Origin of the sequence: Streptomyces sp. NPDC046859 (genome assembly GCF_040645135.1) — a bacterium.
Taxonomy (GTDB): Bacteria; Actinomycetota; Actinomycetes; order Streptomycetales; family Streptomycetaceae; genus Streptomyces.
The window spans coordinates 358,254-373,126 of record NZ_JBEYXR010000004.1 but is presented as its reverse complement, the minus strand read 5'-3'; the positions used below and the strand labels follow the sequence as shown (position 1 = coordinate 373,126).

Sequence of the window (14,873 nt, the reverse complement as noted above, 5' to 3'; positions counted from 1 at the left end):
CCGCCGTCGCCCGCCGGGCACTCGGCCGGGGAACGGTGACCCGTGAGGAGGCCCTATGCGGTGGTCGTCCCGTCACAGCCCGCTCCCCGGCCGCGCCGGCCCGGCGGTCCGCTCCGCACGCGATCCGAAAGCCGCCGGCCGGTGACCCCCGGGGCCGTCGGCGTCGTCATCGCCACCCGCAACCGCGCGCCCTCGCTGGCCCTCACCCTCCGGCACCTCCTGCGCCTGCCCGAGCGGCCACCCGTCGTCGTCGTGGACAACGCCTCCACCGACGGCACCCCCGGCCTGCTCTCCCGCGAATTCCCGCAGGTCCGCGTGGTGCGGCTGCCGGTCAACCGCGGAGCCCTCGCCCGTACGACGGGCGTCCGCGCCCTGGACACGCCGTACGTGGCGTTCAGCGACGACGACTCGTGGTGGGCGCCGGGCGCGCTGAGCCGTGCCACCGCACTGTTCGACGCGCACCCGCGGCTCGGCCTGCTCTCCGCGCGGACGCTGGTCGGCCCGGCGGCGGAACCCGATCCGCTGAACGAGGTGCTGGCCGGGTCGCCGCTCGGCCCGGCGACCGACCTCCCCGGCACCCAGGTCCTCGGCTTCCTCGCCTGCGCCGGCATCGTCCGCCGCAGCGCCTACCTGGACGTCGGCGGCTTCCATCCGGTGCTGTTCTTCGGCGGCGAGGAGACCCTGCTCGCCTACGATCTCGCCGCCCGCGGCTGGGGCGTCACCCACTGCGCCGACGTCGTCGCCCACCACCACCCGGCGCCGTCGCCCCGCACCGGCCGCTCGGTCATCGTCCTGCGCAACGCCCTGCTCACCGCGTGGCTGCGCCGCCCGCTGCCGTACGCGCTCGGCCTCACCCGCGACCTGGCCCGGGATGCCCGCCACGACGACGACGCCCGCCAGGCCCTGCGCGGCGCCCTCGCCCGCCTGCCCGCGGCACTGCGCGCGCGCAGGCCGCTGCCCCCGCCCGTCGAACGGGCCGCCCGCACCCTGGACACCGCGGCCGACGCCATCGGAGCACCGGTATGACCGACCCCCGCACGACCGTCGTCGTCATCACCCACGACCGCCGCCCGGAACTGCTGCGCACCCTCGACCGGCTGGCGGAGCTGCCGGAGCGGCCCCGGGTGATCGTCACCGACAACGGCTCCACCGACGGCACCGCCGACGCCGTCACCCGGTACCACCCCGAAGCGCTCCTGCTGCGCCCCGGCCGCAACCTGGGCGCCGTCGGCCGCAACCTGGCCATGCGGCATGTGCGCACGCCGTACGTGGCCTTCTGCGACGACGACTCCTGGTGGGCGCCCGGCTCCCTGACCGGGGCCGCCGACCTGCTCGACCGGCACGCCGGGCTCGGTACCGTCACCGCCCGCATCGTCGTCGAACCCGACGGCACGGAGGACCCGATCGTCGCCGAGCTGCGCGGCTCGCCCCTGACCGGGCCCGCGTGGCTGCCCGGACCGGCCCTCGGCTCCTTCCTCGCCGCCGCGACGGTGCTGCGCGCCGACGCCTTCCGGGCCGCCGGCGGATTCCACCCCCGGCTGTGGCTCGGCGGCGAGGAGGAACTGCTCGCCGCCGACCTCGCCGCCGACGGCTGGTGGCTGATCTACGCCGACCACCTGACGATCCATCACCAGGCGTCGGTCGTCCGGGACCCCACCCTGCGCCGCTCACACGGCATCCGCAACACGCTGTGGTTCACGTGGCTGCGCCGCCCGGCGGGGCGCGCCCTGAGGCGCACCCTGCACCTGGCCCGCACGGTCCCCCGGGACAGGGCGTCCCTGCGCGCCTTCACGGAGGCGGCGGCCGCGCTGCCCTGGGTCCTGCGCGAACGGCGGCTCCTCCCCCCGGACGTGGAGTCCCGGCTACGGCTCCTGGAGACCTCCCAACGCCACTCGACGGCCCGCCGGTACGTGGGCTGAGCGAGCCCACGCGCCTCACCGCCCGGCACCCGCCCGCAGGACCCCCGGCACCTCCTGCGCCCTTCCCCCCGTCCCGACCGGCACCCGCGGGGCGGGTGGGCCCCGCCTCACTGCCCGGCGCGCGCCCCCAGGACCCCCGGCACCTCCTGCGCCCTTCCCCCCGTCCCGACCGGCACCCGCGGGGCGGGTGGGCCCCGCCTCACTGCCCGGGGCCCGCCCGCAGGACCCCCAGCAACTCCCGCGCCCCGTCCCGGCCCGTCCCGACCGGCACCCGCGGGGCGGGTGGGCCCCGCTTCACTGCCCGGCGCCCGCCCGCAGGACCCCCGGCACCTCCTGCGCCCTTCACCCCGTCCCGACCGGCATCCGCGGGGCGGGTGGGCCCCGCTTCACTGCCCGGCGCCCGCCCGCAGGACCCCCGGCACCTCCTGCGCCCTTCACCCCGTCCCGACCCGCACCCGCCGGGTGGGCCCCGCCTCACTGCCCGGCGCCCGCCTCCAGCACCCCCAGCAACTCCCGCGCCCCGTCCCGGCCCGTCCCCCCGCGGAACCCTTCCGCGATCTCCCGGGCGACCCCGCGGCCGGAGGTCGCGCACCACGTCCACCAGTGGTCCAGCACGGACGCGTCGAGGTGTTCCGCGGGCACCAGTGCGGGCCAGCCGCAGGCACGGGCCTGCGCCGTCACCTTGGCGCCGCCCTCCACCGGGTCGACGGCGAGTGCGGGAACCCCTGCCCGCAGCGCGAGCACCATGCCGTGCAGCCGGTCGGTCACCACCAGGTCGAGCCGTGAGAGCACCGCCTCCAGCTGGGCGGGCGTCGCGCACAGCCGCCAGTCGTGCACGTCCAGCCGGGTCTCCAGCTCCAGACGCGCGCAGTCCCGGCCGGCCAGCCACCGGGTCACCTCCTCGGCGACCCGCGCATGCCGCCGGCGTGCCCCGTACTCCCGCTGCCCGTGGGTGAGGACGACCCCGACGACCGGCCGGGAGGGAAGGGCGGGTGCGCCAGCCGACAGGTCCGGCCTCGGTTCCGTACGGGGAGCGTCCCGCGCCACGACCCGGTGGAACCCGGTGACGGCCGGGCTTGCGGCGTCGACGACGGACGTGCCCACGGCGATCCGCACACAGTGTGCGAAGCGCCCGTGCAGTTCCTCGAGCTGCGGGCCGTGCAGGGGACCGCAGACGAACACCAGATGGGAGTAGTCCTCGGGGCGGACCTCGGCCAGGGACGGCCCCTCCGGGCGGAAGCCGGGGCTCCAGGCGATGTCGTGATCGAGTCCCGCGCCCCGCAGCGCCTCCTGCACCCGCTCCAGGGCGAGCACGTCCCCGGCGGTCGCCTCCCCGTGCAGGAAGGAGAACCATCCCGTCAGCAGGATCCGTGGCCGTTCCGTCACGGCGCCCGGGTGCCCTCGCCGGCGCACGGACAATCACCGTCGTCGAAGGCGTGGGCCGTCCGCGCCGCTCGCGGTCCCCGGGGAGCCCGTGTCCCGTCGGCGGTCCGAACTGCCGGCCGTCGCCTCACCCGGCCGCCCGCGCCATCCGTCCGCCGCGGCACGGCTCACCGGAGTCCAGGCCCGCCGGCTCGCCCGGCTCCGCCACCGGGGCCGAGGACTGAGCGCACACCCCGGGAGCGGGCACGCCGGGCGTGCGCGGGGCGCGGATGGGTACCCCGACACCACACAGCTGCCTTCCGCCCGCCCTTCGACGTGGCGGACCCGTTCCGGAGGTGGGGATGCGTCTCTTCCACAGCCGTCCCACCGACCCCGGGTACCGGCGCCTGCGCCACGGACGCGGCTTCCGCTACCTGGACACCCAGGGGGCGCCGCTGCGCGACCGCGAGGAGCTCAAGCGGATCCGGGCCCTGGTCGTCCCGCCCGCCTGGCGCGACGTGTGGATCTGCACCAAGGCCAACGGGCATCTGCAGGCCGTCGGCACGGACGAGGCCGGCCGCCGCCAGTACCTGTACCACCCGCGGTTCCGTGCCGAACAGGAGCAGGCCAAGCACGAGCACGTCCTCGACGTCGCCGAGGCCCTGCCCGCCGTGCGCGAGGCCGTCCGGGGACACCTCGGCGACCGGGGACTGACCCGGCAGCGGGTCCTGGCCACGGCCGTACGCCTGCTCGACCTCGGCTTCTTCCGCGTGGGCAGCGACCGCTACACCGAGGCGAACAACAGCTACGGCCTCACCACGCTGCTGCGAGAGCACTCCCGCTACCGGACGGGCGCGGTGCTGTTCAGCTACACGGGCAAACACGGCAAGGAGATCGTCCGGACGGTCGTGGACCCCGCCGCCTGCCGCTCCCTCACCGCGATGCTGCGGCGCCGGGGCGGCGACGACCGGCTCCTGGCCTACTGGGAGCAGGGCTCCTGGCACCCCGTGACCGGCGACGACGTCAACACCTACCTGAAGGAACTCGCGGGGTGCGAGATCAGCGCCAAGGACTTCCGTACCTGGCACGCCACCGTCATGGCCGCCATCGCCCTGGCCGTCTCCCAACCCGTCGCCCGCAGCGAGACCGCCCGGCGCCGCGCCATCGCCCGGGCCGCGCGCGAGGTCGCCGGCTACCTCGGCAACACACCGGCGGTCTGCCGCGCCTCGTACATCAACCCGCGGGTGATCGAGCTCTACGAGGAGGGCGTCACGGTCGCCGCCGCCCTGCCCGACCTGGGCGACGAGGCCACCCCGGGCACCCCCGCCACCCACGGCCCGGCCGAACGAGCGGTCCTGCGCATGCTGCGGAACGCCTCCGCCGGGTGACACACGGCCGAGGCTGCCCGCCGGGGGCGGCGAGGCGTTGCCGAAGAGGAGCCGATCGGGCTGAGACCGGCCACGGCGGTCTCCCTTTCCGGGATGCGCAGTGACCGACGGACACCCGGGGCGACCGCGCGCCGTCGGTGGGTCCGGGCTCCACGTCCCCATGGCGGCAGCGTGCCGTCGCGGGGCGGAACGAAACCGCCCGGTTCCCGGCGGGAGCAGGTGTTTAGCGGGCATCGCTGAGGTTAGTCGGTCTGTCCCGCCGCCCGTCCGGGCCGCCCGCCGAGCAGGCAGCCGCAGGACGTGCCGGCCAGACGCGACGCGACAAGGGGCCGTGATGACCACTCCTGAAGAGAACCGTCCGAAGACCGACACGACCGACGAGATCCTCACGAAGAGGAACGCCTCGGAAACCGGCACCCCGGCTGCCGGGGCCACCGGACGCACGGTCAAGGAAGCCCTCGAAGAGGCGGGTGTGAGCCCCGAGGACTTCGAGGAGAAGTGACCCGCCAGCTCACGGAGAGGGAACGGCCATGACGCAGAAGCACGAGAACGACGACTCCGGCCGGGCCGCACGGAAGGCCCTCGCGGAGGAGGAGGAACGCGCGCGGTCCCAGCCGTTCAGCTACCCGTATCCGGAGCGCCGCGCGAACGTCCGCGCCACCCGCCGCATCTCGCGGGAGGAGGCCGACGCCGACCTCACGCCCGGCGTCCCCGGCGGATACGGCAGCACCGGGGGCGGTCAGCCCGGCGGCAGCCCCGGGATCGCCCCGGACCGCGACGGCACGCTCGACCCGTCCGAGCGGGCGGACACGATCGACGCCGCAGACGTCGCCGACGACCCGGACCGGGACTGAGGCGCACGGGCACGACTCCGGCTCACGAGGACGAGACCGCCCCTGAGTGCCGCCGGGAAGACACTTGGCGGTCGCCGCCCCCGGGCCGACCGCCGGGGGAGACGACTCCCCAGGACCCCACGACCGAGGCATGGAGAGGGAGCCCATGGACACGGCAGCTGACAGTCGCCTGACAGGACGTCTGCGCGGAACGCTGCGGCGTACCCGCGACGAGTACGCGGCGGGGCACGACCGCCCGCTGGGCGGCTACCTCGCGGCCATGGCCGGGTTCGCCGGCTACACGGCGGCCTGGGCCACCGCCGTACGGCTGCGCGGCCGGCCGCTGCCGGAGCGTCCCGAGCCGTGGGACGTGGCCCTGACCGCGATCGCCACGTTCCGGCTGAGCCGCCTGCTGACCAAGGCCTCGGTCACCAGCCCGCTGCGCGCTCCCTTCACCCGGTACGTCGCCCCGCAGGGTCCCGCCGAACTGCATGAGGAGGCCCAGCCCGAGGGCGGCCGGCACACCGCCGGCGAACTGGCGACCTGCCCGTTCTGCATGAGCGTCTGGGTGGCCTCCACCCTCACCGCCGGCCAGCTGCTGTGGCCCCGCGCGACCCGCACCGCCATGGGCGGCCTGGCCGCCCTCGCCGGGGCGGACGCGCTGCAACTGGCCTACGGTTCGCTGATCGGCAGGACGACCGGCGACTGACCGGACCCGCCCGGTTTCCACCACGCCCACCCGCTCCCGCGAGGAGTGGGACCCCTTCAAGAGCCGACGCGGCTGTCCGCAGCGAGGGGCAGCGTGCGGTAGAAGTCCAGGTGGCGCTGGGCCGCGGCGTCCCAGGTGTGGGCGGCGGCGAGCTCCCGGCCCCTTTCGCGGCGTACGGGGTCGCCGTTCGCGAGCGCCGCGCCGAGTTCGGCGGCAAGCTCCCGGGGCGTGGCGGCGAAGCGGGCCGCAGGGCCGAAGACCTCACGCAGGACGGGCAGGTCGCGGACGACCAGGGGGACCCCGGCGGCGAGGGCCTCCATCGCGGCCAGGCCGAAGCCTTCCTTGACGGAGGGGAACGCGAAGGCGTCCGCGGCGGCGACGAGCGGCGGGAGATCCTCCTCGGGGACCTGGCCCAGGACGACCGGTTCGACGCCGAGTTCGGCCGCGCGGTGCTCCCAGCGGGCCCGGTAGTCGCGGTAGTCGAAGAGGGTCTCGCCACCCGCGATCACCAGCCGCACGTCCGGGCGGTCGGCGCGCAGGAGCGCGTACGCCTCCAGGAGGTCCAGGGAACCCTTGCGGGGTTCGATGCCGCCGACGGTGAGGACGTACCGGCCGAGGCGGGTCCGCCAGGCGGCGCGGGCCGCCGGGTCGGTGACGGCGAAGCGGTCGTACGCCACACCGTTGGGTATGACCTCCGCCTTCAGGCCCCAGCCCTGGGCGAGTTCACCGGCGACCGAGCGTGAGACGCAGATGTGGGCGTACGGCTCGACGACGGCCCGCTCGTGGCAGGAGGCCAGCTCGGGCGTGGTGAAGTGGTCGAGGTGGTGGACGGTGCGGACGCAGCGGCCGGCCGCGTTGGCGCTGATGCAGTCCTGGGCGTGGACGACGTCGTACGGGGTGGGATCGAAGGCGTCGCGGAGGGTGGCGATGGAGCGCAGGATGCGTTCCCCGACGGTCTCCGCCGCGGGTCCGTCGGGGAAGGGCACGATCCGTACACGCACATCCGGGTCGACCGCGCGGAAGAAGCCGCCGTCGCCGCCCCGCCCCAGCGACCAGACCGTGACGTCCTGCCCGGCGGCGGCGAGCGCCTCGGCGAGGGCGAGGGTGTGGACGACGCCACCACGGGGCTTGGTGGAGTAGCTCAGCAGGGCGATCTTCACGAGGGGTTCTCCCGGTACGTCACGAGGGGTTCTCCCGGTAGGCCGCCGGGCGGCGCTCGTCGAGGTGGCGCAGGACGCGGCGCGCGCGGTCGATCTCCTCGGACACGTCCACTTCCGCGACGGCGAGGCCGGCCTTGGCCCAGGTGCGGGCGAGGATGTCGCCGCCGGGGCCGACGACCTTGGACTGCCCGAGGAAGCGCATGCCCCCCATGGCGCCGGTCTGGTTGGAGGAGGCGAGAACGACCTGGTTCTCGGCGGCGCGCGCCTGGTCGTACAGGTCGAACAGCTTGGCCTGGCGGTCCTGGGCCATGCGCGGGGCGCGGTTGGTGATGCTGGTGGGCCAGGCCGAGAGGCAGGCGAGGATCTCGGCGCCGTCCAGGACGAGGGAGCGGGCGGACTCGGGGAAGGTCTTGTCGTAGTCGATGAGCATGCCGAGACGGCCGACGGGCGTGTCGAAGGCGTCGAAGCGGTCGCCGGGCGTGTAGGCGGCGGTTTCCCCGGCGGGGAGGTGGACCTTGCGGTGGCGGCCGAGGATGCCGTCGCCGCTGACGCAGACGGCCGCGTTGTAGTGCTCGTCGCCGCCGTCCTCGCAGTAGCCGACGCAGACCACCATCTCGGCGGCCAGGCGGGCGACGTGGAGGATCAGCGGGTCGTCGGGCTTGAGTGCCGGGGGCAGCGCTTGCGGGTCGGGGTGGCGCAGATCGGCGAGATAGCCGCCGAGCGCGGCGTCGGGGAGCACGAGCAGCCCGGCGCCCGACCTGCGGGCGTCGTCGATGAGTTTGGCGATGCGGGCCATGTCGAACTCCAGGTCGCGGCCGAAGTGGGCGGCGGCCGCCGCGATCCGGATCGTGCTCATGCGCTGACCGCTCCCGCGTATGTGTAGGTCTCCGGGCGCCGGTCGCGCAGGTGGCCCATGGCGCGGCGGGCGGTCTCCAGGGCCTGGGCGACGTCGAGTTCGGCGACCGCCAGGCCCGCACCCACACCGGTGTCCGCCAGTACCTCACCGCCGGGGTCGACGACCTTGGCGCTGCCGACGAAGCGCAGCGACCCGAACGTGCCCGCCTGGTTGGCGGAGACCCACACGATCTGGTTCTCCAGCGCGCGGGCCCGGTCGAACAGGTCGAAGCGCCGCTTCCAGCGGTCGCCCGCGAGATCGGTGGTGGCGTTGGTCCGCGCGCCCGGCCAGGCCGAGACGACGACGCCGATCTCGGCACCGTCCAGCGCGAGGGCGCGCGCCGACTCCGGGAACGCCTTGTCGTAGCAGATCATCATGCCGAGCCGGCCGACCGGCGTGTCGAAGGCGTGGAAGCGGTCGCCGGAGGCATAGCTGGCGTCCTCGGCGAGCGGCTGGTGCACCTTTCGGTGGTTGCCGAGAACGCCGTCGCCGCCGACGCACACGACGCTGTTGTAGCGCCGTCCGTCCGTGCCGGCCTCGCAGTAACCGGCGACGACGGTCATCTCACCCGCCAGCGCGGCCAGCCGGCGGATCTCGGGGCCGTCGAGAGCGAGCGCCGGCGGGCCCTCGTCCAGCGCGGTGTCGTTGTCGAGGCTGAGCAGATAGCCGCCGAGAGAGGCTTCGGGCAGGGCGAGCAGCCGTACGCCGTCGGCCCGGGCCTCCTTGATCAGCCGCTCGGCGATGGCGAAGTCCTCTTCGAGGTCGCGGCCGAACTCGGCGGCGGCGGCCGCCATGCGAAGGGTGCTCATGCGGTCCCCATCCCGGTCACCGTGGAGGTGACCGCGTCTGTGATCTCTCCGTCGGGCCAGCGCAGCCCCACGCCTTGTCCTTCCGCCAGCCCCCCGCACACGGCCCCGGTGGCGGGCCCGGCGGGCAGCGGTGCGCCGCCCGGCTCGTCGGCCGTCAGCATCGCGAAGCCGGGGAAGCAGGTGAGCCAGTCACCCATGGGCACGGACCCCGGGCGCGGTACGGAGGCCACGTCGAGGACGGCGCGGCAGCCGCTCGCCTCGGCGAGCATGCCGAGAGTGCCGGCGATCCCCGCCATGGACACGTCCTTCGCCGCGGCGGGCCGGACGGCCGCCACCGCCCCGGTCATGGCGCGCAGTTCGTCCGTACGGCGGTGGGTGGTCGAGTCCCACTGGCGGCCCCGGTAGCCGGTGCGCCAGCCGCCGCCGAGGTCGGCGGTGAGCCGCACCGCGTGTCCGGGCCGTCCGCCGCCGCCCGGCACCGGGTGGTCCGTCCGGCCCAGCGCGGTGACGGACAGCGCCGCGGGTACACCGAGTTGCGTGTGCCCGCCCAGGACCGGCACACCGTACGCCTGGGCCGCCCGGCCGAGCCCATCGAGGACCCGCGCGGCATGCGCCGCGTCCTCGGCGCCCAGGGCGTCGAGCAGGCCGATCGGCGAAGCGCCCATCGCGGCGAGGTCGTTGATGTTGACGAGGACCGAGCACCAGCCCGCCCAGCCCGGGTCCCGCTCGACCATGGACGGCACGATCGCGTCGCACGCGGCGATCACATCGGTGCCCGGGACGGGGGCGCCGTCGTCGCCGACGAACCCGGGCCCGCCGAGGACGGCCCGCGCGTCCGCGCGCAGGGCCCCGCCCGCCGGGTCATGACCGCGGGCGTGGGGCGCCGGTCCGTGGAGGGCCGCGAGGAGCGGCCCGAGCGCGGACTTGGCGGCCGCCGCCTGTGCCGCGATCCGGCCGATCGGCCAGCGCATCAGCGTGTGCGGCGCGCCCGCGACCTCGATCTCGCGTACGGAGGACCAGCCGAGCCGCTTGAAGAGGACTTCTTTGCGGGCCTGAACCGTCGCGTCGAAACGCAGGACTCCTTCGGCCTCCGCGCGGGCGCAGGCCGCCCGGACCAAGGCCGCGCCGATGCCGTGCGGGCCGCGGGCCCGGCGGGCCACGACGAGGCGTCCGCCCTGCCACCAGCCGATGTCGGGGCCGTCGTCCACCGGCCCGAGGCGTACGCCGCCCACCACGGTGCCGTCCGCGTCCTTGGCGACCAGGACGAGGGTGCGGGCGTCGGTGTCCCGGTCGTCCAGGTCATGGCCGGTGAACAGCCCCTGCTCGTGGACGAAGGCCTCTCGGCGCAGGCGCCGGTACTCGGACAACTCGGCTGCGGAAGAAGCCTGTTCGACGTGGACGACGGGCTGCCGCGCCAGGGTGCTGCGGTCTCCGAGCAGCGCCAGGACGTCGACCGGACGGTCGGCCGCCGGCGGTGCGGTGGATCCGTCGAGGTACATCGTCACCCGCCTGCCGTCCCGAGCACGCTGCACGCCCCGCAGGCCGCGCAGCCGGCCTTCTGGTCGGCGCCGCTCATCCCGGCCGCGCGCAGTTGCGCGGCGACGCCTTCGGTGACGTACCGCAGCAGTTCCGCGCTCGGGGCCCCGGCCCCGTCGCGGGCGGCGAGCGTGCCACGCATCGGCCGGAACGGAACGACGAACGGGTAGACCCCCCTGCCGATCAACTTCCCTGCGCCAGCGATGAGTTCGTCCGGATCCTCGCCGAGACCGACGAGCAGGTAGGTGGAGACACGGTTCGGCCCGAAGACCCGCACCGCCTCGTCCCACGCGGCCTCGTAATCGGCCATCGGGACGGTCGACTTGCCGGGCATCCAGCGCCGTCGTACCTCGTCGTCGAGGGACTCGACATGGATGCCGATGGCGGTGGCACCGGCGTCGTGCAGTTCGCGGATCCACGTGAGGTCCCCGGGCGGCTCGCACTGGACCTGAACGGGCAGTCCCGGAACCGCCTCGAGGACGGCGCGCACCGAACGGACGAGATTGCGGGCACCCCGGTCCGGGCCGGTGGTCGTGCCCGTGGTCATCACCATCTGCCGCACGCCGTCCAGCCGCACCGCCGCCTCGGCGACCTCGGCGAGCTGCGCCGGGGTCTTGGCGGCGACGGTGGCGCCCGAGCGCAGGGACTCCTCGATGGTGCAGAAGCGGCAGCGATCGGCCTCGGCGTAGCGGATGCACGTCTGGACGACAGTGGTGGCCAGGACGTCGGCGCCGTGCAGCCGGGCGATCTGCTCGTACCGGGTGCCGTCGGCCGTCGTCAGGTCGTAGAACCTGGGCCGCCGCACGGGGGTGAGGGAGAGCCCGGTGTCGGTGAGGGCTCCGGTCTCGTCGCCGAGCCAGACCTTGCCGTCGCGGACCGTGTAGGGACTGCCGGGGTTGCGGGGAAGCGCGGCGTTGGCACCGTCGACGAGGACGTGTCCGTCGTCGCTGGGGCCCGCGCCGTCCGGCCGTTCGACCTCGACCTCCTGACGGATGCCGCGCAGGGCGAGTTCGGTGCGGGTCGTGATCCGCACGTCCACCGCCGTACGCCCTGTCACTGTCGGCTCGGTGCCAACGCTCACGGCGTGCCCCTTACAGCTGGTAGGTGGAGTTGATGATGGCGCCCTTGCGCGCGTAGTGGATCAGCGCGTCCTGGACGTCGAGGGGGTGGGTGGGGATGACGCCCTCGATGAGGTCCTCCTCGCGGGCGCCGTGCAGGGACAGTCCGAAGCGGCAGCAGTAGACCTTGCCGCCCTCGGCGATGAACGTCTTGAGCTGGTTGTTGATGTTGTGCTCGCCGGGGAAGGCGGAGTTGCCGACGGTCGGGAAGCCGCGGGTGGCAAGGCAGTTGAGGGAGCCGGGGCCGTAGAAGTAGATGCCGGTCTCGAAGCCCTTGCGCAGCGCGCGGGTGGCCTGCAGGACGGCCACGAAGGACACGGACGACTCGTGGGCGATGCCGTGGACCAGGGTGAAGTAGCTCTCGCCGTTCTCGGCCTGGTAGTCGGGGAAGACCTTGGTGGAGCCGTAGATGCTGGAACCCTCGGGCAGGGAGGGGTGCGGGATCTCGTTCAGGGACTTCTGCTCGACGTCGGTGAGTTCCGCGGCGGAGGCGGTTTCGGACATGGCTGTCTCCTTGCTCGGTACGTGCTCGGTACCTGGTCGGTGCGGAAAGGGGGTGGGGCCGGTCAGTCGTAGAGCGTGGCGAAGGTGTCCCTGAAGACGAGTTCGCCGAGTTCGCCGCCGCCGGTCGCTTCGGCGAGGCGGGCGTACTCGCCCGTGAAGTCGCCCCACGGCTGGTCGCTGGCGAAGAGCACCCGGTCGTGGCCGATGCCGCGGCGCTCGATCTCCTGGGCCAGCCAGCGCGGTGTGAAGCCGATGGCCCAGGAGAGGTCGGTGTAGACGCGCTTGCCGGACTCGATCCAGTCGAAGAAGCGCGAGCCGACGAGCTTGATGTGACCGCTCATCCCGCCGCCGAAGTGGACGAGGTGGACGGGGACTTGGTCGGCGTACCAGTCGACGAGATTGCCGACCTCGTCGATGTCGGACGCGGCGCCCGGGGAGGTGTGGACATGGACGACCAGCCCGTGCTCCTGTGCCGTCCGGAAGATCCGGTCCAGTTGCGGGCGGCAGGCCGGGTCCGTGGGGCGGCCGCCGAGCAGGAAGCTGAGCTTCAGGGCTCGTACGCCGTCCTCTCCCGCCAGGGCGAGGGCCTGCTCGGTGCGTTCGATGTCCTCGGGGCGCGGGGACACCCACAGGCCGGCCCGGATGCGGTCGTCGCTCTGCGCCGCCTCGATCGCCAGCTCGTTGAAGGAGAAGGCGATGGCGGGGTCGGGGACGCCGTAGTTGGGGATGACCAGGGCGCGTTCGGTGCCCTCGTCGTCGAGGTCGGCGACGAGCTGCTTGACGGTCGCCCGGGCGGTGGTGTCCGGGTTGACGGGCGGTCCGCCGTAGAACGGGTAGGCGGGCAGGACGCCGATGTGGCGGTGTGCGTCGTAGACCATGACCGTGGTTCCTGTCAGCCCAGGGGAACGGCGGAGGCGACGGAGGCCGGCACTCCGGTGAGGGCGCCGCACACGTCGGTGAGGCGGCGGCTGGTGTCGATGTGGCCGGCGAGGAACTCGGCGTCCCTGCCCACCGCTTCGAAGCGGCCGGAGCCCCACGAGTACTGCCAGGGCAGACCCAGGAAATACAGGCCGGGCGTGCTCGTCGCGCCGCGCCAGTGCATGGGGTAGCCGCGGCCGTCGAAGACGGGTACCTCGATCCACCGGTGATCGCGGGTGAAGCCCGTGGCCCAGACGACGGAGGTGATCCCCGCCTCGGCCAGATCGAGTTCGGCCACGTGCCCGGAGGGCTCCCACACCGGTATGTACCGTGCCTCCTCGGGGGCGTGGAGCCCGTGCGCGGAGATGTGGGCGTCGATGGCGTCCTTGATGCCCTCGGCCACCGCGTCCGCCCGGTCCAGGTTGGCCTTCAGGTCGTCCGCGAACTCCAGCGCCGCACCGGCGATCCCGGTCAGCCGCCCGTACAGGCGCATGCCGTCCCGGGCGAACGCCCGCAGGTCGATGTCGCGGCCGCCGTCGCGCCCGGTGACGTAGTGGTTGACCCGCATCCGCACGGCACCGGCGTCGTCGAACTCATCGATGTTCTTCGCGTAGTGCCCCATGTCGTCGAGCCAGGCCACACAGTCCCGGCCGCGGTAGAAGCGGGCGACGCGGGGCGCGCTACCGACGGCCAGGTGGACCTGCCGCCCGGCCAGATGCAGGTCTTCGGCGATCTGGCAACCGGACTGACCGGTACCGACCACCAGGACGCCGCCCTCGGGGAGCCGGCCCGCGTTGCGGTAGCGGGAGGAGTGGATCTGCTCGACGTGGGAGGGCAGCCGCTCGGCCATCCGCGGGATGGACGGGGCGTGGTAGGGACCGGTGGCCACCACCACCTGTTCGGCGGTGAACTCGCCTTCCGTGGTGGCCACTTCGAAGAGGCCGTCGGCGGCCCGCCGCAGCCCGGTGACGGATACGCCCTCCACCAGCGGCGGCCCGAAGAAGGCCACGTAGTCCTGGAGATACCGGATGATCTCGTCCCGGACCATGAACCCGTCCGGATCGTCGCCCTGGTAGGGGAAGCCCGGCAGTCTGCACTGCCAGTTCGGCGTCACCAGGCAGAAGGAGTCCCAGCGGCGCTCGCGCCACTCGCGGCCGACCCGGTTCGCCTCGATCACGATGTGGTCGATGCCCCGTCGACGCAGGTGGTAGCTGACCGACAGACCGGCCTGTCCGCCGCCGATCACGGCCACCGGGATGGGGGTGGCTCCGCTGCCCTTCAGGCTGTGGAGGAGGGCTCCGGCCGGCCGCGGCGTGGGGTTCATCGGGTGCTCCCGTCCGCGTTGACCAGGGACTCGACGGTGACCTCGGCCCCGTCGGCGACCGCGTAGAGGGCGGCGGTCCGCTCGATCTGCGCGAGCTGGTCGGAAGCGCCGGTGCAGTGGAAGCCGAACTTCTCCTTCACCCGCTCACCGGCGATGCCGAGCGCCGTGCGGCTGCGCTCCACGAAGTCGGTGAGCTCGTACGCGCGGCCGGCCACGAAGTAGTCCTCGACCACCGTGGAGGGGGAGTAGCAGCGCTGGGTCACGCCATCGGGCCAGCGCACATGGAAATACATCTCAGGCATGAAGTCCTCCATGCGAGGCGCCGAGGTCTTGACACCTCGCCGCTGCTTGTGAGGACAACTTCAGCCAGGAGCGATTACCGAACCGAGGCATCCGGA

At 74.0% G+C, this 14,873-nt stretch carries 16 protein-coding genes; 6 read left to right on the top strand and 10 right to left on the bottom strand.

Annotation, left to right across the window (positions count from 1 at the left end; translation table 11 throughout):
• The first annotated feature begins 141 nt into the window (after window positions 1-141).
• Window positions 142-1,026, top strand: coding sequence for a glycosyltransferase (locus tag ABZ899_RS08040; RefSeq protein WP_361342349.1), 885 nt, complete (start codon window positions 142-144; stop codon window positions 1,024-1,026).
• A complete protein-coding gene (locus tag ABZ899_RS08035) occupies window positions 1,023-1,919 on the top strand; it encodes a glycosyltransferase (protein ID WP_361342346.1) in 897 nt (298 codons plus the stop codon). Before ABZ899_RS08040 ends, ABZ899_RS08035 begins: the two co-directional genes overlap by 4 nt.
• 474 nt (window positions 1,920-2,393) lie before the next feature.
• Here ABZ899_RS08035 and ABZ899_RS08030 read toward each other — a convergent pair whose 3' ends face one another.
• The gene (locus ABZ899_RS08030; protein WP_361342343.1) at window positions 2,394-3,305 is read right to left on the bottom strand and encodes a polysaccharide pyruvyl transferase family protein; all 912 of its coding nucleotides are present in this window, start codon (window positions 3,303-3,305) and stop codon (window positions 2,394-2,396) included.
• 338 nt (window positions 3,306-3,643) lie between these two features.
• Between ABZ899_RS08030 and ABZ899_RS08025 the strand changes: the two genes are divergently transcribed.
• The 4 genes from ABZ899_RS08025 (at window position 3,644) to ABZ899_RS08010 (ending at window position 6,211) form a co-directional block, all read left to right on the top strand.
• On the top strand, window positions 3,644-4,669 hold the full coding sequence (locus ABZ899_RS08025) for a DNA topoisomerase IB (RefSeq protein WP_361342341.1): 1,026 nt from the start codon (window positions 3,644-3,646) through the stop codon (window positions 4,667-4,669).
• A 334-nt stretch (window positions 4,670-5,003) separates the two neighbouring features.
• Window positions 5,004-5,171: a hypothetical protein gene (locus tag ABZ899_RS08020; protein ID WP_361342338.1), complete on the top strand. Its 168-nt coding sequence runs from the start codon at window positions 5,004-5,006 to the stop codon at window positions 5,169-5,171.
• Between the two features lie 28 nt (window positions 5,172-5,199).
• Window positions 5,200-5,523, top strand: coding sequence for a hypothetical protein (locus tag ABZ899_RS08015; RefSeq protein WP_361342336.1), 324 nt, complete (start codon window positions 5,200-5,202; stop codon window positions 5,521-5,523).
• Between the two features lie 145 nt (window positions 5,524-5,668).
• The gene (locus tag ABZ899_RS08010; protein ID WP_361342333.1) at window positions 5,669-6,211 is read left to right on the top strand and encodes a DUF1360 domain-containing protein; all 543 of its coding nucleotides are present in this window, start codon (window positions 5,669-5,671) and stop codon (window positions 6,209-6,211) included.
• A 56-nt stretch (window positions 6,212-6,267) separates the two neighbouring features.
• Here the strand turns inward: ABZ899_RS08010 and ABZ899_RS08005 are convergent, their stop codons facing one another.
• The 9 genes from ABZ899_RS08005 to ABZ899_RS07965 all read right to left on the bottom strand — a co-directional run bounded on the left by ABZ899_RS08005 (window position 6,268) and on the right by ABZ899_RS07965 (window position 14,777).
• Entirely contained in the window at window positions 6,268-7,371 is a 1,104-nt protein-coding gene (locus tag ABZ899_RS08005; RefSeq protein ID WP_361342331.1) for an MSMEG_0565 family glycosyltransferase, read from the bottom strand.
• 19 nt (window positions 7,372-7,390) lie between these two features.
• Complete coding sequence (locus ABZ899_RS08000; protein ID WP_361342328.1) at window positions 7,391-8,227, bottom strand: carbon-nitrogen hydrolase family protein; 837 nt, start codon at window positions 8,225-8,227, stop codon at window positions 7,391-7,393.
• Window positions 8,224-9,075: a carbon-nitrogen hydrolase family protein gene (locus ABZ899_RS07995; protein WP_361342326.1), complete on the bottom strand. Its 852-nt coding sequence runs from the start codon at window positions 9,073-9,075 to the stop codon at window positions 8,224-8,226. The genes ABZ899_RS08000 and ABZ899_RS07995 overlap by 4 nt, the downstream gene beginning before the upstream one ends.
• Window positions 9,072-10,574, bottom strand: coding sequence for an MSMEG_0567/sll0787 family protein (locus ABZ899_RS07990; RefSeq protein ID WP_361342323.1), 1,503 nt, complete (start codon window positions 10,572-10,574; stop codon window positions 9,072-9,074). Before ABZ899_RS07990 ends, ABZ899_RS07995 begins: the two co-directional genes overlap by 4 nt.
• Before the next feature lie 2 nt (window positions 10,575-10,576).
• A complete protein-coding gene (locus ABZ899_RS07985) occupies window positions 10,577-11,692 on the bottom strand; it encodes an MSMEG_0568 family radical SAM protein (RefSeq protein ID WP_361342320.1) in 1,116 nt (371 codons plus the stop codon).
• A gap of 10 nt (window positions 11,693-11,702) precedes the next feature.
• On the bottom strand, window positions 11,703-12,233 hold the full coding sequence (locus ABZ899_RS07980; RefSeq protein WP_361342317.1) for an MSMEG_0572/Sll0783 family nitrogen starvation response protein: 531 nt from the start codon (window positions 12,231-12,233) through the stop codon (window positions 11,703-11,705).
• 62 nt (window positions 12,234-12,295) lie between these two features.
• The gene (locus tag ABZ899_RS07975; RefSeq protein WP_361342314.1) at window positions 12,296-13,111 is read right to left on the bottom strand and encodes an amidohydrolase family protein; all 816 of its coding nucleotides are present in this window, start codon (window positions 13,109-13,111) and stop codon (window positions 12,296-12,298) included.
• A 14-nt stretch (window positions 13,112-13,125) separates the two neighbouring features.
• A complete protein-coding gene (locus ABZ899_RS07970; protein ID WP_361342311.1) occupies window positions 13,126-14,475 on the bottom strand; it encodes an MSMEG_0569 family flavin-dependent oxidoreductase in 1,350 nt (449 codons plus the stop codon).
• Window positions 14,472-14,777 (bottom strand): MSMEG_0570 family nitrogen starvation response protein, encoded by a 306-nt coding sequence (locus ABZ899_RS07965; RefSeq protein ID WP_361342308.1) that lies wholly within the window; start codon window positions 14,775-14,777, stop codon window positions 14,472-14,474. The genes ABZ899_RS07970 and ABZ899_RS07965 overlap by 4 nt, the downstream gene beginning before the upstream one ends.
• Between the last annotated feature and the right edge of the window lie 96 nt (window positions 14,778-14,873).